General features: G+C 36.2%; 18 protein-coding genes and 1 tRNA gene. 12 read left to right on the forward strand and 7 right to left on the reverse strand.

Going from position 1 to position 21862, the window contains the following annotated elements; translation table 11 throughout:
• The first annotated feature begins 60 nt into the window (after window positions 1-60).
• From IR022_RS14970 to IR022_RS15020, 11 genes are all read left to right on the forward strand, one after another.
• The gene (locus IR022_RS14970; protein ID WP_050711257.1) at window positions 61-1029 is read left to right on the forward strand and encodes a polyprenyl synthetase family protein; all 969 of its coding nucleotides are present in this window, start codon (window positions 61-63) and stop codon (window positions 1027-1029) included.
• 109 nt (window positions 1030-1138) lie between these two features.
• On the forward strand, window positions 1139-1912 hold the full coding sequence (locus IR022_RS14975; protein WP_194204343.1) for a TatD family hydrolase: 774 nt from the start codon (window positions 1139-1141) through the stop codon (window positions 1910-1912).
• Window positions 1913-1961: 49 nt separating this feature from the next.
• Window positions 1962-2048: transfer RNA gene (locus tag IR022_RS14980), tRNA-Ser, on the forward strand.
• 273 nt (window positions 2049-2321) lie between these two features.
• Window positions 2322-3353: a 23S rRNA pseudouridine(2604) synthase RluF gene (gene rluF, locus IR022_RS14985; protein ID WP_194204344.1), complete on the forward strand. Its 1032-nt coding sequence runs from the start codon at window positions 2322-2324 to the stop codon at window positions 3351-3353.
• 217 nt (window positions 3354-3570) lie between these two features.
• Window positions 3571-4596 carry a LacI family DNA-binding transcriptional regulator gene (locus tag IR022_RS14990; protein WP_050711248.1) on the forward strand — a complete coding sequence of 342 codons (1026 nt, stop codon included), beginning with the start codon at window positions 3571-3573 and terminating at the stop codon, window positions 4594-4596.
• A gap of 134 nt (window positions 4597-4730) precedes the next feature.
• A complete protein-coding gene (locus tag IR022_RS14995; protein WP_194204345.1) occupies window positions 4731-6044 on the forward strand; it encodes an MFS transporter in 1314 nt (437 codons plus the stop codon).
• A gap of 195 nt (window positions 6045-6239) precedes the next feature.
• On the forward strand, window positions 6240-6641 hold the full coding sequence (tssD, locus tag IR022_RS15000; protein WP_194204346.1) for a type VI secretion system tube protein TssD: 402 nt from the start codon (window positions 6240-6242) through the stop codon (window positions 6639-6641).
• A 4-nt stretch (window positions 6642-6645) separates the two neighbouring features.
• Complete coding sequence (gene tssD / locus IR022_RS15005) at window positions 6646-7056, forward strand: type VI secretion system tube protein TssD (RefSeq protein WP_050711251.1); 411 nt, start codon at window positions 6646-6648, stop codon at window positions 7054-7056.
• 3 nt (window positions 7057-7059) lie between these two features.
• Window positions 7060-7302 (forward strand): hypothetical protein, encoded by a 243-nt coding sequence (locus IR022_RS15010; protein ID WP_194204347.1) that lies wholly within the window; start codon window positions 7060-7062, stop codon window positions 7300-7302.
• A 5-nt stretch (window positions 7303-7307) separates the two neighbouring features.
• Window positions 7308-7769, forward strand: a complete 462-nt coding sequence (locus IR022_RS15015; protein WP_194204348.1) for a hypothetical protein — start codon at window positions 7308-7310, stop codon at window positions 7767-7769.
• Between the two features lie 10 nt (window positions 7770-7779).
• Entirely contained in the window at window positions 7780-8097 is a 318-nt protein-coding gene (locus tag IR022_RS15020; protein ID WP_194204349.1) for a hypothetical protein, read from the forward strand.
• Between the two features lie 267 nt (window positions 8098-8364).
• On the opposite strand, the gene IR022_RS15025 is transcribed toward IR022_RS15020, so the two are convergent.
• Window positions 8365-8889 carry an NAD(P)H-dependent oxidoreductase gene (locus tag IR022_RS15025; protein ID WP_050711254.1) on the reverse strand — a complete coding sequence of 175 codons (525 nt, stop codon included), beginning with the start codon at window positions 8887-8889 and terminating at the stop codon, window positions 8365-8367.
• Window positions 8890-9043: 154 nt separating this feature from the next.
• Between IR022_RS15025 and IR022_RS15030 the strand changes: the two genes are divergently transcribed.
• Window positions 9044-9403: a winged helix-turn-helix transcriptional regulator gene (locus tag IR022_RS15030; RefSeq protein WP_373419318.1), complete on the forward strand. Its 360-nt coding sequence runs from the start codon at window positions 9044-9046 to the stop codon at window positions 9401-9403.
• A gap of 63 nt (window positions 9404-9466) precedes the next feature.
• On the opposite strand, the gene IR022_RS15035 is transcribed toward IR022_RS15030, so the two are convergent.
• The 6 genes from IR022_RS15035 to IR022_RS15060 form a co-directional block, all read right to left on the reverse strand.
• On the reverse strand, window positions 9467-11656 hold the full coding sequence (locus tag IR022_RS15035; protein WP_194204350.1) for a glycoside hydrolase family 97 protein: 2190 nt from the start codon (window positions 11654-11656) through the stop codon (window positions 9467-9469).
• Window positions 11657-12042: 386 nt separating this feature from the next.
• Window positions 12043-13182 (reverse strand): acyltransferase, encoded by a 1140-nt coding sequence (locus tag IR022_RS15040; RefSeq protein ID WP_194204351.1) that lies wholly within the window; start codon window positions 13180-13182, stop codon window positions 12043-12045.
• Window positions 13183-13241: 59 nt separating this feature from the next.
• Complete coding sequence (locus IR022_RS15045; RefSeq protein ID WP_194204352.1) at window positions 13242-15338, reverse strand: glycoside hydrolase family 97 protein; 2097 nt, start codon at window positions 15336-15338, stop codon at window positions 13242-13244.
• Between the two features lie 228 nt (window positions 15339-15566).
• Window positions 15567-17663, reverse strand: a complete 2097-nt coding sequence (locus tag IR022_RS15050) for a glycoside hydrolase family 97 protein (RefSeq protein ID WP_194204353.1) — start codon at window positions 17661-17663, stop codon at window positions 15567-15569.
• A 175-nt stretch (window positions 17664-17838) separates the two neighbouring features.
• Entirely contained in the window at window positions 17839-20574 is a 2736-nt protein-coding gene (locus IR022_RS15055; protein WP_194204354.1) for an alpha-amylase family glycosyl hydrolase, read from the reverse strand.
• Between the two features lie 112 nt (window positions 20575-20686).
• On the reverse strand, window positions 20687-21835 hold the full coding sequence (locus tag IR022_RS15060; RefSeq protein ID WP_194204355.1) for a SusF/SusE family outer membrane protein: 1149 nt from the start codon (window positions 21833-21835) through the stop codon (window positions 20687-20689).
• Window positions 21836-21862: the final 27 nt, after the last annotated feature.

Consider the following 21862-nt stretch of genomic DNA (forward strand, 5'->3'; position numbering starts at 1 on the left):
GCTGCAACTTTTAATTTCAGCATAAATTATGTACTTTTGAATATCAAATATATAATTATGCTGTATACATTCTCCGACGTACTCAACAAGATTAATAATGAAGTAAATACTCTCAAATTTGAGGGTAAACCTGAATCATTATTTGCTCCAATAGATTATATCCTCGAACTTGGAGGTAAACGAGTTAGACCCGTATTAGCTGTAATGGCTTACAACCTATATAAAGATGATATCGAAAAATCGATTCCTATAGCTTTAGGTATCGAAATTTTCCACAATTTCACTCTATTACATGATGACCTTATGGATAGAGCGGATAAACGTAGAGGTAAACCCACCGTACATATTAAATGGGATGACAACACAGCCGTTTTGTCGGGCGATGCCATGCTTATTGAATCTTACAAGGAAATAGCAAAGACTGATCCACAATATCTGCCTGAAGTTCTATCCCTGTTCTCTACAACTGCAACTGAAATATGCTGCGGTCAGCAACTTGATATGGAGTTTGAAAAACGCCTTGATGTATCTATTGCCGAATATCTCGAAATGATTCGATTAAAGACTGCTGTATTATTAGGTTGTGCACTCAAATGTGGAGCACTAGCAGCTGGATCGAGCCAAGAAGACGCTGAATCACTTTACAACTTCGGAATAAATATAGGATTAGCTTTTCAATTAATGGACGACCTGCTTGATGTATATGGAGATCCTGCAACATTCGGGAAAAGAATTGGAGGAGATATTCTTTGCAATAAAAAGACGTTCTTACAAATCACAGCACTTCAACACGAAGATAGTAAAGATCAATTACTTGATTGGATAAACAAAACGAACTTCGATGAAACTGAAAAAATCAAAGCTGTAACAACAATATATGATGAGCTGAATCTAAAGCAGACATCAGCAGATATCATTCACGCATATTACGAAAAAGGAATCGCATACCTAGATTTAGTAAGTGTAGATTACGCCAAGAAGAATGAACTAAGAGAGCTTGCTAAAAGCCTGCTAACTCGCGCGTCATAAACGTCTTTGTCTTTTTCTACGACTTCGGCAAGTATTTATATGTTAATCACAAAGAAACAACTGCGATTAATACCCAATAAATACTTGCTATAACCTAAACAAATTCAAAATGAATATAATAGATACGCATTCTCATACCTATGACGAAAGCTTCGACAACGATATAGAAGACGTTATAAGCAGAGCTAAGCAAGCTGGCATAACCAACATCTTATTACCTAATGTAGATGTAGAAAGCATAAATAGAGTTAATTCCCTTGTAGAAAAACATCCAGGGTATTGCATACCTATGATGGGGCTACATCCAACAAGCGTTACAGCAAATTGGGAATCTGATCTGGAAATAATTAAGCAACAGTTTGCTATTCACAAATACAATGCTGTTGGCGAAATAGGGATCGACCTCTATTGGGATAAGTCTCTAGAGAAAGAGCAAAGAGCCGCTTTTGAGGAACAACTTCGATGGAGCATAGAGTTTGATCTGCCTGTATCTATCCATTGCAGAAATGCTATTGGCGAATCTATAGAATGCATCAAGAATGTAGGTGCATCTAAACTTAGAGGGGCATTTCATAGTTTCAGCGGTTCAAGTGAAGAGCTGGAGGCTGTATTAGCTCTTGAGAATTTCTATCTAGGAATAAACGGAACAGTCACTTACAAAAACTCAACCTTGCCACAGGTTTTGAAAGGAACTGATCTTTCGCGTCTCCTTATCGAAACCGATGCACCCTATCTTCCACCTGTACCATACAGAGGCAAAAGAAACGAACCTTCATACACAATCCACATAGCAGCAAAACTAGCAGATATATACGGCGTAACTCCCGAAAAGCCAGGCGATATAACGAGCGAGAACGCTAAAAAACTGTTTTCGATAAACTAAACGAATTATTGTAATACAAGAAATATTTTTATCTTTGTGCCGTAATTAAGGAGAGGTGGCCGAGTGGACGATGGCGCTTGCTTGGAAAGCAAGTATACGGGCAACTGTATCGGGGGTTCGAATCCCTTCTTCTCCGCTAGATTAAGATAAACGAATAAACCAGAACATCCGTCTTTAATTATATTAAGAACGGGTGTTTTTCATCTTGATAAACTTCTATATTCTTTCATTTTCAAAAAAGATAAAGAATACTGAAATAAAGAATATTGAAGATTGATATCTGGCGAGGTCTCAAACCTTTTTATTGCTTGGATCAAAAACACTCCAAGCCTGTTATAATTAAAATAATATTATAACAGCACTTGTTTTAGTATACTTATTTTTATTCTTACTTTTAGATTTAGAGAAAATGGAATATCGTTTAAACAAATACATCAGTGCATCAGGCTATTGCTCTAGACGCGAAGCTGACAAATACATAGAGAGTGGCAATGTTACAGTAAATGGCAAGAAAGCTACTATCGGATCGCGTGTATTACCCGGACAAAAAGTTAAGGTAAACGGAGAACTCATTGAGAATAAAGTAGAGCCGGTATATATTGCATTCAACAAACCCGTTGGAGTTGTAAGCTCTACCAATCCGTTGGAGAGAGATAATATTATCGAATTCATAAGACACGAGCAACGTATATTTCCTATCGGTAGGTTGGATAAGGATTCGCAAGGATTAATCCTCCTAACAAACGATGGAGACATCGTTAATAAGATATTGCGTGCAGGAAACAATCATAAGAAAGATTATATTGTAACTGTAAATCGCCCCATCACGTCTGACTTCATCACTCGTATGTCGCAAGGTGTACCCATCTTAGATAGAGTGACACGCAGATGCGAGATAGAGAAAATCAACCCCTATACATTCAAAATTTCACTTATACAAGGTCTTAACAGACAAATCAGACGTATGTGTGAATATTTCAATTATGATGTACTCAAGCTAGAACGTATTCAGATAATGAATATCAAGCTTGATAAATTAGGGCAAGGAAACTGGCGTAATCTGACTGCTTCGGAAATGGAAGGGTTATTCGATATGCTTGAAGCTTCTGAAAAAACTCCTGCAGGAAAAACTCCATCAAACAGTAATAAGTCTTTTAACAGAGCCCTCGAAGAGCATGATATAAGAACCAATTATAGAAAAGGAAGTCTGGCTGCAAAAAAAGCTTCTGCCAACAAAACCGATAAAGATCAGCCAAAAAAATTCACTCCAACTTCTGAAAATGGAGAGGATAAACCAAAACCCAGAAGTAAAGGTAAACCTTCGAGTGGATTGAGAGTCGGAAAACAGAAAATGGCTGCTAATAAACCGAAGACTAAAACAAAAAGCAAATCTGAGCCTAAGGGTAAAGATAGAGAAGCTCGCAAAGGAACTAAGAAATAGGCTCCATATAAAGGAAATAGTATTAGAGTGATTCTAAGAACAGAATATCAGAAAAGAATAATTACTCTAAGCTGATTTTTAATTACCTTTATTCCTTGGATAATGACTCGTTAGAATCATCAATTGGTTTTATTGTTTTGTAAGTGTCATAAACAAAACAAATAAGGCTAAACAATATGGTAATAAAAACGTTACAATAGTTAATTATTTCTAAACAATGAAAAAAGGACGTATAACGATTAAAGATATTGCCAAGAATCTGAATATTTCTGCATCGACTGTATCCAGAGCTCTAAACAACAATCCCGATATCAGCCTCGAAACTCGGAGAGTGGTACAAGAATATGCCAACGAACATAAATATAAGCCCAACTCCTTGGCTTTGAGTCTTAGAAACAGTCATTCCAATATTATAGGAGTGATAGTTCCCGAACTAGCCAATCACTTCTTTTCATCTGTATTATCGGGAATGGAAACTATTGCCGAAGATCATGACTATCATGTAATTGTTTGTCAATCATCAGAAGAATATACAAAAGAGATACGCAATGTTCAGACACTGATAGAGGCTCGTGTATGCGGAATGCTTATATCTCAATCAAAAACGACAATTAAATACGATCACTTCCAAGAACTTATAGATAATAATATACCCGTAGTTTTCTTCGACCGCATTTGTACAGGAATAGACTCCGGCAAAGTTGTCGTTGATGATTATTCGGGAACGTTTCATGCCGTAGATTATATGGTTCAAACAGGCTGCAAACACATTGCATTCTTTGGAGCCGCTCCTCATCTCGAAATATCTAAGAATAGAAAAAACGGCTATCTTGATGCATTAAGAAAACATCATATGCCCATTGATGAAGACATTATAAGAATTGCCGATAATAAACAACTTGGCTTCGAAAGAGCTATGGAACTGTTGCAATCAGACAAACGACCAGATGCTTTCATGGCAATGAATGATTATACTGCTTCAGGAATTTTGTTAGCTGCAAAGACTTTAAAACTCAAAGTTCCAGAAGAAGTTTCGATATGCGGTTTCTCCAACTCCAATATTTCTCAGGATACCGACCCTATGCTTACAACCGTAGATCAGCACCCTCAGAAAGTAGGAGAAGAGGCTATGAATCTGATTTTAGAGAAGGTGCAAAATCCAGATAGTACGGATAAGAAAAACAAGATAGTGAAAACCAGTTTGGTTATAAGAGAAACCACACGACCTCTAATAGTAGAGTAGAAATCATATCTATAAGTAATTCTAAATAATTATTGATACTTTTGACCTCTATAACAATCTCGGGTTGTTATAGAGGTCAAAAGTAACAAAAGAAGGTCCGAGACCTTAATACCTGAACAGAAATATAAGACCTTATGCTAAATAAACCTACGCTCAGATATGGGCAAATCTGGAATATAAACTTCGGCTTTTTAGGTACACAAATTTGTTTTACGCTTGTAATGACAAACACAAGCCGTATATTATCAGCATTGGGTGCAGATACCAACGAATTGGCTTTCTTATGGCTTGCCGCCCCTTTAGCTGGATTATTTATGCAACCTCTCATTGGCTATTTCAGCGACAGAACATGGACTCGACTAGGGCGAAGAATACCTTATATACTTGCAGGTCTAGTAGTTTCGGCTATTATGATGTTTCTCATGCCCAATTCGCATATCATATCACGCGTTATGCCATCTGTATTGGCTGGAGTAAGCATCTTATTTCTTATGCAAAGCGCATTCAATGTAAGTATGCAGCCTTACCGATCGTTGGTTGGCGATATGGTCAACAGTAAACAAAGCAATCAGGGATACTCCGTACAGACTATAGTTTCTAATCTGGGTGCTATCGTAGGCTCATGCCTACCCTTTTTACTTGCCTACATAGGTTTTAGTAATCAAGCGGACGAAGGTCGAGTAGCCGCCTCCGTTTCAGTCTCTTTTTATATTGGCATAGGGTTTCTTGTACTTACCAATTTATGGACGTGTTTCAGCGTAAAAGAATATCCTCCCAAGTTATTTGAAGAATACAATAAAAGCGAATCTGCCAATAAAACAGATGACACAACATCTACCGACAACAAAAAAACAATAATTACCATACTTCAATTGTCCATAGTACAATTATTCTCTTGGTTTGCATTCTACTACATATGGGTATATGCTACTGATGGAATTGCTGTTACTGTATGGAACACAAGCGACCCTCATTCGGTAGAGTATAATCATGCAGGAAATTGGTTTGGAATATTAACAGGTGTATACAGTGTTATAGCTGCTATTTTTTCTGTTTTCTTACCTAGAATTACAGATAAATTCGGAAGAAAAAACTTCTATTCATTCTCTCTTGTATTAGGAGGTATAGGAATGCTCTCTATGTTCTTTATTCGCGATCAATATTTACTTTTATTGCCTATGCTAGTCATTGGTATTGCATGGGCAATGATATTGACTATGCCTTTTTCGATATTGGCTAATGTAGTACCTTCCAACAAAATGGGTTTGTACATGGGACTTCTCAATGTCACTATTGTAATCCCTCAAGTAGCAGGTGGATTGTTAGGACATTTCCTATTTGAGAATGTTGCGGGAAGCAGACCCTTTGCCATGTTCCTAGTTTCGGGAGTTTCACTTCTTATCGGTGCTGTATCGGTTATATTTATAAATGATCCCGTGAAGAAGTAACAATACATACATTACTAACACTACAAACTTACATATCTTTTTGATTTTTTCCTGAATTATTTGTACTGTTACATTCATTTTTAACTATATTGGGAACTTTAATTATTCCAAAGTGAATATTAATAAAAACACAAGTGAAACAAGATATTAAACTAACTTACACAACTTATGTTTACCCATCAATGTTTTTTAAAATTGGGAGAGATATCAGGGTTGGATTTTTCATCTCTGATTAAAGGTGGTTTTGAACTTTCCAATTGTAAATTCGCTTTTTCTCAAGATATTGACGATACAGGAAAAGCATGTACAGAGGTTGTAGGCGGAACTATATCTATGACTCTACCCCAATTACCCCCAGATGTGATTACCCAATGGGCTTTAAATCCAAGACAATATAAAGATGGCGTCATTATTACTTTGGGACACGATGAAACCCCACAAGAGAAAATCTTTTTTGAAAATGCCTCGTGTATTGATTTCTCACTTGAATATACCGAAGCGGGTGATGCTTATATGCAAACACAGATAACAATTCAAGCTGAGTTTTTAACTTTCGACACAGGAATAACATTTAGTAATAATTGGAAAAAACAATAGAAACATGAACATCCTTAATCTATTTCAACCTCAAGCTCACGTTACAGCTAAATTAATTATAGATGCGAAAGAATACCCTGTATCTTATTTCTATATTGGATTTAGTCAAGGTGTAGATCACAAAGGACAACCACAGCAGGATGTCAGGGGCGGACAACTAAAAATTGTAATAAAAGAATCAGTTGATAAAAGTATCTATGATTGGGCAAGGCAGTCAAGTGCTTTAAAAAGCGGAATAGTAAAGTTTGGTGATGATTTTGAGCAGACAAAACTTAGAGTAACCTTTGAAAAAGCATTTTGTATAAGCCTCGTCAGAGATATAGATGCTTACAAAGGGACTACAACAGTCTTAGTTATTGCTCCTGAAAAAATAAAACTAAATGAAAACGAACACAATAATTATTGGAGGAGTTAAGTTATGAATCATAACGATATCATTATTTATGGCTTTAATTTCGGAAATGCAGACCCAGCTTTTAAAGAGTTTGTATATAGCCTTACCAACTATGACATACACAATTTGCGCTTGATTATTTATAAACGATTATATAACCTTGAACAAAATAGTGTTTCGGCAGCTATTCATGGTAGGGATAGCTACGGAATAATTATCGTACCGGAGATTAGGAAAAATCAGATAAATTATTATTTGATTATATAAAAAATTTGTGGGTTGCCTCCGTCTTAGGTTATAGTGATTCCGGATTGAATCCATTTAAAATACATGAGTGGAAAATTACACGTATTCGAGCAGTTACATCCAGAAACGAAGGATGGGAAGCGATCACTTCTGCCTTAATTGAAATTGGCTTAGCTTATATAACCCAGATTCAGCTAATAAGAAGTACAGGAATGGTTGAAAAGGGATATACCTTAAAAGCATTAAGAGATGGCGGTGGAAAAGTAAATGGATTCAGCATTTCGGTTGGAAGTGGTTATGGGACTAAGCCCAGACTCGATTACCACACATTATACAATGCTAGTAGAACTAGAAACTCTATACCTGAATTTTTAAGAGGAAAAAAGGTTCTCCATTATCACAGAGGTACTACGAATAAAGAAATCAGAAGGCATTTACCTTGGGAATTTGACCCTACATACCAAAACTTCTGGGATAGATTCAGATAATTATATAATAATGGATGATAAAATATTTTTCGGTTATTATTTTTCAGCTTTAAAACAAGCTTTAGAAAAAGATAATGTAAATCATGGTTTTTTAGTAAAAGATCCTAGTTGGTATTACCCTGTAGATATGTCTGAAATCTTAGATAAATACGAAGATAAAATATATGAAAAATATCTTTTATTAGATAGGGTGTATGGTTACTTTGATGCAAAATCACACGGATTTACAAATATCAAAGGAGTAAGCTTGCCAACATACCGTGATCTGATTATATCAGATATGAATACTTTAGCCAAGCTCCTTAATATAGATCTGGATAATCTCTAAGATATAGAAAAAAAAGAACATTATCGCGAAAAGAAGCAAGACAGTAGAATAACAACTATTCTTCTAAAATTACACTGGGAATAGTTACAAATTCATCCCACCCATGACATTTAAATTCAAGTAAATTTAAGCCTTCTCAAAATAAAAAGGTTACAATTTTCCTTACGAACGTTGCGATCATCCTTTTTCTAGTAAAATAACATAAAAATCTCCAGAATAAGAATTGTACTTATTCCGGAGACATGCAATATAATAAAAAAAGAAAGCTTACTGAGTGACATATTTCAGATACTCTTGCGTATTTATCTTCAACCTGTTTTCTAAGTCATCAGAAAATACACCATAGAAAGCATGGAAAGAGTGATATTTAGCATTCACAAAATTAACAGTAGCCTCAATAGGGCTTAAGAGTTGAGAAAGGGGAAATAAATTCTTCCCTCCCACTTGATAAGCTTCTTCGGGACTTCCTGCCGAAACTGCTGCACCGATTTCTTTACCAACTAATTTGTCTCCGTCAGGACCATAAGCCCAACCATAAGATAATACTTCATCGAACCATTTTTTCATCAGAGGAGTCATGTTTAACCACTGCACAGGAAACTGGAATATAATACGATCATGTGCACCCACTAATTTTTGTTCTGCTGCTACATCAATATTCCAGTCGGGATAAGTTTCGTATATATTATGAATGGTAACATCTGCATGCTGTTCTTTCAGTGCATTTACCCAAGATTTGCTTACCAGAGATTGCTCAATATTTGGATGAGCAAGAATAACTATCGTTTTCATTTTTCAATATTTTAGTCTACATTTGTACTGTTAGTAACTTTTAGATACCAAAGAAAGTATATTTGTTTTGAACCCACAAGAAGGCTCACAAATGTTACATAGTTACCCCGATGTTACTAATGCTAAAAAAGAAGAGGTTATGAATGACGAAAAAATAAAAAAAATTGAAGATCACAGTCACTGCCCCGTAAGACTAGTGATGTCTCGCTTCGGAGATAAATGGTCGATACTAGTACTCACCCTCTTGGGAGACGAGGGTACACTACGTTTCAATGAGATGAGAAAGTACTTGAAAGATATTTCTCAAAAGATGCTTACTGTTACGTTACGCTCTCTTGAGGCTGACGGTTTGATCAAAAGAACAATCTACCCCGAAATTCCACCAAGGGTAGAATACCAATTAACTGATCTGGGTAGAAGTCTGCTTCCAAATGTCACACAAATGCTATCATGGGCTAGTGAGAATATGGATGCCATTATAGAAAATCGAAAAATATACGAGAAAACAATATAAAAGAATATCCCCGAATAAGACATTGCTTATTCGAGGATATTTATATTTAAATCTATCTGTTTCTTACAGTTTCTTCAAACCTTTGATTGCAGCTTTATCAGCTTCAATTACACTGATTGCTAAACCTCCTGCAGGAGCTAAACGTTGAGATAGTTTAGACTTGTTAGTCACAACTACTTTACGGATTTCGTAAGCTTGAGGATTTGTTTTGTAATGAGCATCTTTAGCATCTGCATAAATAGTAGCTATATATACTTTATCGGCATCCAAGAAATCGAATGAGATATTAGAAGTATATCCGTTCTCACCACATACACTACCTACGAACCAATTGTTTGTTCCTTTAGCTTTACGAGCTACTGTTACATGATCTCCTGGTTCTGCTTCAAGATATTTGCTGTCATCCCAATCCAAAGCTACATCTTTGATAAATTGGAAAGCATCCATAAATTTCTCATAAGTTTCAGGGAAATCAGCTGCCATTTGCAATGGGCTGTACATAGTTACATACAATGCCAATTGATTAGCAATAGTAGTATTTACGTGAGATTTATTGTCTGGATTAATTTTTTCAATATCCATTTCGAAGATACCTGGAGTGTAATCCATTGGACCACCAATCTGACGTGTAAATGGAAGTATTGTTGTGTGATTTGGTTTGTTACCACCAAATGCTTGATATTCTGTACCACGAGCTGATTCGTTTCCGATAAGGTTAGGCCATGTACGACATACTCCTGTTGGACGAACTGCTTCGTGAGCATTTACCATAATTTTATAATCTGCTGCTTTTTCAATTGCATACTGATAATGGTTTACAATCCATTGGTTGTAGTGATTCTCGCCACGAGGAAGAATATTACCTACATATCCGCTTTTTACAGCATCATAACCATTGTCTTTCATGAATTTGTAAGCCTGATCGATATGACGCTCGTAGTTACGAACCGATGCAGATGTTTCGTGGTGCATAATCATTTTTACACCTTTGCTTTTAGCATATTCGCGGATACCCACTACATCAAAATCAGGATATGGAGTTACAAAGTCAAATACATAGTCTTTAGAGTTACCAAACCAGTCTTCCCAGCCTTCGTTCCATCCCTCTACCAAAACACCGTCAAAACCATGCTTAGCAGCAAAATCAATATATCTCTTTACATTAGCAGTAGTAGCCCCGTGTTTACCATTAGGTTTTACTTTTGAATAGTCAGTTATACCCAATTGTACAGTTGGCAATTCGTCAGTATATGCCCAAGTACTTTTTCCTGTAATCATTTCCCACCAAACACCTACGTATTTTACTGGTTTGATCCATGAAGTATCTTCAATTTTACTAGGCTCATTCAAGTTTAGAGTAATATGTGAAGCTAAGATATCACGAGCATCATCACTTACGATAACTGTACGCCAAGGTGAATGGCTAGGAGCTTGAATATAACCTTTGTCGCCATTTGCATCTGGTGTTAACCACGATTCAAAAATCATGTTTTTGTCATCTAAATTAAGGTGCATACAAGAATAGTCTATCAATGCAGCTTCGTGAAGGTTGATATACAGACCATCAGCCGTTTTCATCATTAATGATGTTTGAACACCTGTATTTGAGAATGATGTTTGAGAAACGTTAGCCGTTACCGATTTTTCCATTAAACCTCTGATTTCAGAAAGTTTAGATGTTGTATAATCGTATTCTTGAGTATCGTAGTCTCCTGGAATCCAATAAGCAGTGTGATCGCCTGCCATTGCAAATTGAGTCTTTTCTTCTTTTATGATAAAGTAAGTCAAGTTTTTTTGCTCAGGGAACTCATATCTGAAACCTAATCCATCGTTAAATAGACGGAAACGTACTATGATAGTTCTATCTGTTGCTTTTTGATTTAGTGTTACAGCTAATTCGTTGTAGTTATTACGAATTTCTTTTACTTCGCCCCATACAGGTTTCCATGTTTCATCGAAAGTTGCAGTTTTAGTATCAGCAATCGAGAAACCATCGTATAGGTTTCCTTCTCCTGTTTTTTCTTTAACCGAAAAATCGTCAAAGTCGTTAAGTGTTTTTTGCTCTTTCAGTTCAAGCCCCAACTTACTCGGTTTAATAATATCCTTGCCCTTATAGGTTAAGCTATAAGTGGGAACACCATTACCTTGAAGCGAAAACTTCATCGTTAAATTTCCATTTGGAGATTTCAACTCTTGCGCTACTGCCCAATGACTGACAATACACAAACACATCAAAATAATTAATTTTCTCATGGTTTATATCTTTTCATTTTAAGATTAAGGCCCAAGACCTTTTTGTTTATTTTACTAGTTTTTTATTTGCAACGAGTAAGAAATGTAAGATTCTTCAATGTATATGGAATCTTCCCATTTCTTACATACAAAGAAAAGATATTACCTTTTCATAATTAAGCTAAACCAAAAACAAAAGACCAATACTTGGTTGCAAACGTTTGCAAATTGCTGTAAAATCGATCCAAAATTATAAAAAAACCGACTTATTTGTTATTATAGGAATAGATGTCTTCATTTTTAACAACTGAAAAGGCACTAAATAAATTAAATAGAAAAACCCAACGGAAACTTACTCCATTGGGTTCTTATTCTTTTTTCAAAAAATCGCAGTAATCCGATTAATATTATTGGATTACCTTCCTTGTAAATTTGTTTAAACTCATCAACCAAATAATAAATAAAGATATAGTGAATGCAATAATAGCAATCAATGGTATTTGAATATAAGCAGGTAAATTAAGATTTGAATAAACTAAATCGTATCCAAATTGCACAATAATAAAGTGACATAAATAAACTCCGAATGTTAAACCTGCAACCTTACTTAACATTGGTGATGGAGATATATTTATCTTCTCAACTGTAATAAAAACAGCCACAGTCATCATCAAAACATTGATGCCGTAGAAATACCATACTACTTCGAGATTTTCATAACTTCCCGGAAAATATTTTTGAGTGAGGATAAAACCCAAAGAGGTTATTGCATATCCAACTAAAAACAAGGGAATGGTAATTGAAATGGTGCGTTTCCAACTCCAATTAAGAGGGAAACGTTTCAGATAATATGCCAAGACGGCAAAGCCCAGAAACCCGGAGAAGTAATAGAATATTCCAAATCCATTCCAATAACATTCGCCGAATAACCCCATACTACCATAATTCCCTGTATATCCTAGTGATGGAGCAGCCATCTGAATATAAGGCACAATAGTACTTATTATCCAAATATATAAGAATCGTTTGATATCTTTTTGAGAGGCTTGTGTTAACCACGCACTTATAATTGGTAGAATAAGATAAAGCCCAATCAACATATACAGGTACCAAAGCGGTGTAGTATCATAATTGAAATTAAAAAGGAAAGTGTACATTTTAGTAACAGTTGCCTCTAATGTATAATTCTCTATTACAATGCCCGGATTGAGTGTTCCTTCAATACCAAAATTAATATACAGATAATAAAGAACGGGCAGTACCATAGACCAAAAAGCAAGAGGAATAAGTATTCTCTTTGCTCTTTTAGAATAGAAAGTACCCATATCAGCCTTGATTGGCAGTAATAACACTCCCGATATCATTACAAATAAAGGAACGCAAGCTCTTACCAAACTGCCAAAAAAGGCTCCCGAAAGAAACTCAGATGGATTATCATCAAATTTACCTACAAATGGATCGCAGGCGTGTGCTAAAACGACTAAAAAGCAAGCGATAATCCTCAATAGGTCTACCCAAGCAATAGTCTCTCTTTGTGTTTTTTCCATAGTATTTTTATAGTTTAAAGGTAATAGGTTATGCAAAACAAATAAAGGGTCTAAGACCCTTATTTTATAGAAATAGCTACACCACCACTAGGAGCCAAACGTTGTTTTAGCTTAGTTTTGTTTGTAACTGTCATGGTTTTGATTGTATAACTCTGTGGATTTTTTATCCAGTCAGCAGCTTTTCCGTCAGCATATATGGTTGCTGTATATTTAGTGGCTTCGGGCAAAAAACTGAAATCGATAATTGCTTCACGTGCATTCTCATCAGTAATGCCTCCTATATACCATTCGCTCTTTCCCTTAGCTTTACGTGCAATAGTAATATAATCACCCGGTTCTGCTTCGAGAATATAGGTATTATCCCAATCGACAGCTACGTCTTTGATGAATTGGAAAGCATCCGGAAAACGCTCGTAATTTTCGGGTAAATCGGCAGCCATTTGTAAGGGGCTATACATAGTTACATACAAAGCCAATTGCTTAACCAACGTAGTACTTAGTTTAGCTTTATTAGAACCATACACCGACAAATCGCCTTGAAATATACCTGGAGTATAATCCATTGGACCACCCATCAAACGTGTAAAAGGCAGAATAGTTGTATGTTCGGGTTTATTTCCATTGAAAGATTCAAATTCGGTTCCTCGTGCCGATTCCTGAGCTACCCAGTTAGGATAGGTGCGGCTCAACCCCGTAGGGCGAACTGCTTCATGCGAGTTGACCATAATTTTATGATCTGCGGCAGCTTTTACGACACGTATATAATGATTTACCATCCATTGCCCATCGTGATATTCGCTACGAGGAATAATAGGTCCTACATAGCCCGTCTTTACTGCATCATAGCCATTGTCAACCATAAACTTGAATGCATCTTCCAATTGGCGTTCGTAGCTAGCCACCGAAGAAGTGGTTTCGTGATGCATAATTATTTTCACACCTTTACTTGCTGCATAGCGGTGTAATTCTTTTACATCAAAATCGGGATATGCTTTTGTAAAGCTATAAATCTCTTCTTTTACAAATGCTGCATTATCTTCCCAACCTTCGTTCCAACCTTCAACCAAAACAGCATCGAAGCCATTCTTTGCTGCAAAGTCTATATAATACTTCACATGCTCGGTATTAGCTCCATGTGTGCCATTAGGCTTTAGTTTAGAAAAGTCGGTTTTACCAATAATCACATCACCGGTATTAGTATATGCCCATGTAGAGCCTCCACCCGTAAAATATTCCCACCAAACACCAATGTACTTAGTAGGCTTAATCCATGAAGTATCTTCAATTTTAGATGGTTCGTTCAAATTCAAAATTAGGTTAGACGCCAGAATATCACGAGCATCGTCACTCACTACAATTGTTCTCCAAGGAGAAGTATAACCTGTTTGTAAGTAAGCTTTATTACCTCTAACATCTGGCGTTAAATGAGAGCTTAACCTAGAGCTGCCCTCTACATTCAGAAACATTGCCGGATAATTTACCAAAGCTGCTTCATGAATATTAATATATAATCCATCACTCGATTTTAGCATCAACGGAGTTTGTACTGCCACATTAGGAGAAGGTGCTTTTGCAGCCAAAGGCTCTTTACGAACCTCATCTATAAGTCCTGCTATTTCTGATAGTTTAGATGTAGTAATCGGAAATTCGTTCGTATCATAATCGGCAGGAATCCAAAATGCTTTATGATCACCCGACAAATTAAATTCGGTAGTTTCGTCCTGCAATATGAAATGTCTCAATTGATCTTGTACGGGAAACTCATATCTGAACCCTACTCCATCGTCAAATACTCGAAACCGAATATTTATTTTGCGTTGCGAGTCTTTTTGAACAAGTGAAACAAACATTTCTTTATGATTGTCTCTTATCTCTTTATTCTCACCCCACACAGGAGTCCATGTATTATCATCGTTTTTGTACTGAGTATCAACAATCGTAAAATTTTCATTCATAGGTTTCACCCCTCTGAACAAGAATCCCATTTTACTATCCTTTATTACAGCTTTATTCTTAAAGTTAAGGTTATAAGTAGGCTTTCCTGCTTCATCTAATTTAAAAGATAGAGTCACATTTCCATTGGGAGATGTAATTTCCTGCGCCTTCGCTATCCCTATAACAAGACAAAGACTTAACACCAGTAGTATTTTCCGCATATTCGTATTATTAGAAAGAATTTTCATGATATTTGAAGTAAAGATAACTTTTTCCACTCAAAATAAATAGAGTAAAAGCATTATCAAGGCACTATTTCGCTCTATATAAATGTTAATTAATACATTCTCGATAATTATGATCAGACTTGGAACTGAAAAAAGAGGAAGCATACGTAAACATATACTCCCTCCTTTACCATGAAAAAAAAGAACTATTTCCTAGATTGATTATTTTACACTAATAGCAATACCTCCACCTGGTGCAAGTCTTTGCTTTAGTTTTGTTTTATGAGTTACCGGAACGCTCTTGATAGTATAGCTTTGTGGGTTCTTTTCCCAATCAGCTTCTTTTCCATCAGCGTAGATAGTAGCTGTATATTTAGCACCTGCAGGTAGGAAGCTAAAGTCGATAACTGCCTCACGAGCATTTTCGTCTGTTACTCCACCAATAAACCATTCGTTTTTACCTTTTGCTTTACGAGCAATAGTTACGTAATCGCCTGGCTCAGCTTCAAGAATATATGTATTATCCCAATCTACTGCTACGTCTTTGATGAATTGGAATGCATCGGGAAAACGTTCGTAGTTTTCGGGTAAATCGGCAGCCATTTGAAGTGGACTGTAAATAGTCACATAATAAGCCAATTGTTTTACCAATGTAGTACGTACTCTATTGTGATTATCGGCACTGTAATAAGTAAAATCGGTTTGGAATATACCAGGAGTATAATCCATAGGACCACCCATCATACGTGTAAATGGTAGAATAGTTGTATGCTCAGGAGGTAATCCACCCATAGATTCAAATTCTGTTCCACGAGCCGACTCTTGAGCCAACCAGTTAGGATATGTACGATACAATCCCGTAGGACGTACTGCTTCGTGAGAATTCACCATCACTTTATATTTAGCAGCAAGTTTAGCTGTGTTTATATAGTGGTTTACCATAGCTTGTCCATCATGATGCTCTCCTTTAGGTCTGATTCTGCTTACATAACCAGTTTTTACTGCATTGTAACCGTTGTCAGCCATAAATTGGAATGCATCTTGCTGATGACGTTCGTAGTTAGCTACCGAGCCTCCGGTTTCGTGGTGCATCATTACTTTCACTCCTTTAGATGCAGCATAACGTTGCAATTCTTTTACATCAAAATCAGGATATGGGGTTACAAAATCGAATAAGTATTCTCTTACCGGATTAATCCAGTCTTCCCAACCAATATTCCATCCTTCAACTAATACCTGATCGAATCCGTTTGCTGCTGCAAAGTCAATATATTTTTTCACGTTTGCAGTATTGGCTGCATGTCTGCCATTAGGAGTTAATTTAGCAAAATCGGTTACTCCCAATTTGATATTGGTTTCGTCAGAATATGCCCAAGAACCTCTTCCCGTAAACATTTGCCACCATACGCCGATATATTTTGTAGGTTTAATCCACGATACATCTTCGTAAGTACAAGGCTCATTTAAGTTTACAATCATTCTCGAAGAAAGAATATTACGTGCATCGTCACTCACTACAATTGTACGCCAAGGTGTTTGAGCAGGAGTATTCATATCTCCCTTGTTACCAAAAACATCGGGAACAAGATGTGCACTAAATGCTAGTTTCTTATCATCTACATTCAGTTGCATAGCTGGATAATCTACCAACGCAGCTTCATGAATATTGATATACAAACCATTATCAGATTTCATCATCAAAGGAGTTTGCACTGCTAATGTTTTGATTGGGAACTGATCTAACACATGATGAGTTGCCTCTTTCATAGCACCTGCTATACCTGTAATTTTTGTAGTAGTATAGGTATATTCATTGGTATCGTAGTCTCCTGGAATCCAAAAAGTTTTATTATCACCAGCCATATTGAACTCGGTCAACTCTTCTTTTATGACAAAAGTAAAGAGGTTCTCTTGCTTTGGAAATTCATATCTGAATCCTAAACCATCATTAAAGAGTCTGAATCTTAGATTAATCATTCGATTATCCTGAGTCAAATTCACAAACATTTCATTATAGTTGTTGCGGATTTCTTTTTGCTCGCCCCAAATAGGTTCCCAAGCGGTATCTTCCGAACTGTATTGAACATCTGCAACTTTAAAATTTTTATCGAGTTGCGCCGTACCCGATGCAATAGCAAATCCTAACTTACTTTCCTTGATAACATCTTTGTTTTTGTAAGTTAGTTTATAAGTTGGAACGCCTTGGTCTGTCAATTGAAAATTTAGAACCAGATTTCCATCCGGCGACTTTAGCTCCTGAGCTTGTATGATTCCACACAGGAAACATAAGCCAATAAGTAAAAGGGATTTTTTTAACATATCTATTATTTTTGATTTTGAGGTCTCAAGGTCTCAGACCTTTTTATTATTGTGAGTTAATCGTATTACAAAAAAAGCTTATTTAACTCTGATTTGCATTGAGCAATAGTGCCTAACTAACAATAAAAGGTTGCAAACGTTTGCAACCTTCTATTTATATGAAGCAACCCTCCGTTTATCTCTTGATAAACTTTTGAGAGACTATCTTATCTGCTAATTTTAGCTTTACAATATAAATACCTTTCGATAATGTCGATGTTCCGATAGATTCTGTATTTGTCTTCTTTAAAAGGGCAACGCCCGACAAATCATAAATAGTTATCGATTTTGCAGTACCATCTGTATATCCTATACGATCCTCAAGAATAGTGAGAAATTTATTATTCTCGTACATATTTTCTTCAATAGAAGCAACACTACCTTTATCCAGATAGAACTTATATTCTCCGGGATTTAGTGTTACAGAATAATTTGTTGACGGAATAGTTACCATTACACCCGTAAAGGCATCATACCAGTCTCCACTGCGAGGTAATGTTATATTGGCAGTAGCACTCACTACATCAAAATTACCAACAACAAAAGCATTCATATCTGTACCTTTCCAAACTACATATTTTTGACTTCCAGCCAAAGAATGCTCTATGTTTGCAGATTCAAATACTTTATTCTCGGTTTTTAGATTGATCAGTTTCGAGTAAGTAGTATAAAGAGCTTTACGTTCCTTATCGTCTGCATACTCCCATCTAATAGGTTTTTCCGATACACGACAGTCGTTCGAAATAGTTGTACCATCGCTGCATGTATTAATAGAATAGTCATAACCCAACTCTCCAAATTGCCAGATCATTTTAGGCCCGGGCAAAGTTAGATAAAATGCCGCAGCCAATCCTGCACGCTCCAAAGCGGTAGATTGGTTCTTGATATTATAAGTTCCCGACGAGTTTCCATATGCCTTTGCTTTAAACACCATACGCTCTTCATCGTGACTTTCCATATAAGCAACTAAGTTCGATTTTGCCCAACCTCGTTTCGAATATAAGGCCCACGACAAATCTGACTTATTGTTTTCAGTGTATCCCATAACGGCCTCACAGTAGTTATTATTGATATTTCCCCAAAGCATAATATCGGCATCCGAAAGTACTTTTTCTTCCGAATTATCTGCTAAGTGTTCCATTATTACAATTGCATCCGAGTTACGTTTATAAATTTCAGAAGTCATTCGTTTCAAAATATCAATACGTGCCTGATCGTACGCCCATCCGTCACCTTTGGTATTGGTGAATCCTTTTGTGAAATCGAATCGGAAACCATCTACCTGATATTCTTTCATCCAATAACTATTGATGCTATCAACTAAAGCCTTGGTTTGATCTGATTCGTGATTAAAGTCATACCCCCAACTGTAATCTGTATTTGGTGACTCTATATTATACCAAGGATTATCTGTCGAAGGACGGTTGTTTGCATTATCCCAATACATCTTCACGAATGGAGATTGACCATAAGAATGGTTCAATACCATATCTATAATTACAGCCATACCTCTACTGTGACATTCATCAACAAATGCTTTGAAGGCATCTTTTGTTCCATAATACTTATCTACTGCGAAATAAAACGATGGATTATATCCCCAACTGCTGTTTCCTTCGAATTCGTTGATCGGTAATAATTCAATTGCATTTATACCTAGTGATTGTAGATAGTCAAGCTTTTGCATAGTCGATTCAAAACTATGTTCTTTTGTAAAATCACGAATAAGAAGTTCATAAATTACCAGTTTCTCTTTTTCAGCCGGTGTGAAGTTTTTCGTTTTCCAAGTATATGGAGTTTGTCCTGTTTGCATTACAGAAACTATGCCTTCTGTTTTCCCCGTTGGATATGGTTTCAAATTAGGATATACAGTTGTCGGGATATATGAATCGTTCCAAGGATCGAGAACTTTATCAGTATACGGATCTGCAATTTTCACCGTTCCATCAATCAAATACTGAAATGCATATTCTTTATTCTTTTCTAGATTTGAGACTGTTATCCACCAATAATCACCTGCTTTATTAAGCATATAATTATTATCGATCTTCCAATCATTGAAATCTCCAATCAAGTATACACTTTGCTTGTTAGGCGCATACAATACAATAGTCGCAGTATTATTATCTACATAGTTAACACCTGCTCTTGTATTTGCCGGAAGAGGCAAATTAACCTGATCTTTCTTTACATTTATATAAATACTATCCCTAACTGTTGATGGACTAATGCCCGCCTCAGCTATTAACCAAAAGGTCCCTTCTTTATCAAATTTATGAGTATAAGATATAGAGGTTACATTATCGGATTTAACCAATTGTGTTTCATTCAAAAACAGTTTGAGTGTAGTTATCTCAGAACTTTTAGCTTTTATGGCTAACGAAGCATTCTTTTCTAATAATTGATCTCCAATAGGTGTTTCGAAACTTACTATTAAGCCTTTCTCATGTACATCAACTAATATGTCTTTGCCATTGTCTTTTCCTTCTTTTGATCCGTCAGCATTACGAAAAACAAAAGCGAGCTTAAGTATTTTCTCTCCTGCGGGAACTCCATAGTAAGAACGAATACCCGAAGGCATGCTCAATTTCCATTTATTACTTCCAAGTGCGCTTAATTTATATTTATCACTATTGTCGAGCCAATTAGGAGCATACTTCCAATCTGAACTGGATGCACTTTTATCGGTGATGACTCCTGTATGTGCATACACATCATTCCCCGTATAATTATTGAGAGCTGTTGTAGATGCATCGAAAATGATTTCTACGGCAACATCGTCCGTCAGAAAAGTAGGATTTGTAGTAATAATCTGCGCCTGTATCCATAACGGGATGAACAAGAACAGAATAAAGTAGATAGATTTTTTCATGGTAATAATTATTAATAAGTAGTTTGTGGTCTTTCGCTTTAAATAAGGAAAGGAGCAAATAAACTCACTCCTTTCCTATTATACTATCTAACAAATTAAATCGATTGGCTTTTTACGGTAATCTATCCTCATCGATAATTACATAATTCTTAGTCAAATCGTTAAATGAGATAAAGTATGTTGATCCCTTTGCAATTGCAATGTTGTCGCCACTATCACTTATCCCGAATGGTAAATTTGTAGAATTACCACCCCAACTTACATCCCAAGCGTCATTTGCTCTGAACTTCATTTCAGCAGCAGTTAAGCTGATTCCTTTAATCACCCATACGTGTGGTGTAACCTGAGTCATTTCAGCATCAGGAGAATCCCAACCGTTAGATGTTGCACTACCAACTACACCTATTCTATTATAAGTTGGAGCAGAAGCTCCTGCAGCATAAGGTTCAAAATTATAAGATAGAGCTTTTAAATCAACAGTGAATGTATAAAATCCATCAGCAGCCGGAGTTGGGATATTACCACCACCTTTAGCAACAAGAGTTCCTGCAGCATCAGCATATCCATAAGCCGAATCCCAGTCACCTGCATTAGTTACTAACTTCAAACCTCCACCTTTTTTGAAATAGCCGGTATATGTGTATTTACCTACTGATACATCCACATTAGATTCTCCAAAGAACACTTGTAAATCACGACCTATCGCAGCAGCGCTATTGTCCCAGCCAACTAATCCATCACCTATTATATATAACACAGGAGTATCTAGGGCTTTGTAAGGAATAACTCTCGCTTTAAACACGTTAGATGCAGATGATGGAACCACCACATTACCAACGCGAGTAATTACACGAAACTCTACATTTGCAATAGTATCTGCCGGCACACGGAAGCCATTCATCAGTACTTTATTCACGTCCTCCACCTTAAGTGAAGTAGTATAATCTGAAGATTCTGCATCAACAGTTACTCCGGGAACAGGAGTAAAAGTTCGCGCTTGCGAAAAATCATTTCCTGCCAAGTCCATCTGTACCACATAAGATACAGCTCCTACTAAAAGATCTGTTTGCTTATAAGCAGTCCAATCCAATGTTAATAAAACCTTCGATGCATTCACTTGCTCTAATACATAAAGCGTATCATTTGCAGGGTGTGTCAATACCGAAGCTTTGTATTGAGGAAGAACGGGATCTGTATCGTCGTTACATGCGACAAAAGCAAATATAACGGCCATTAAGAATAATATATTTTTTATTTTCATAATGCTTTTCTTTTTCTTTATTAGACA

The organism is Dysgonomonas sp. GY617 (assembly GCF_015233815.1).
Classification (GTDB): Bacteria; Bacteroidota; Bacteroidia; order Bacteroidales; family Dysgonomonadaceae; genus Dysgonomonas_A.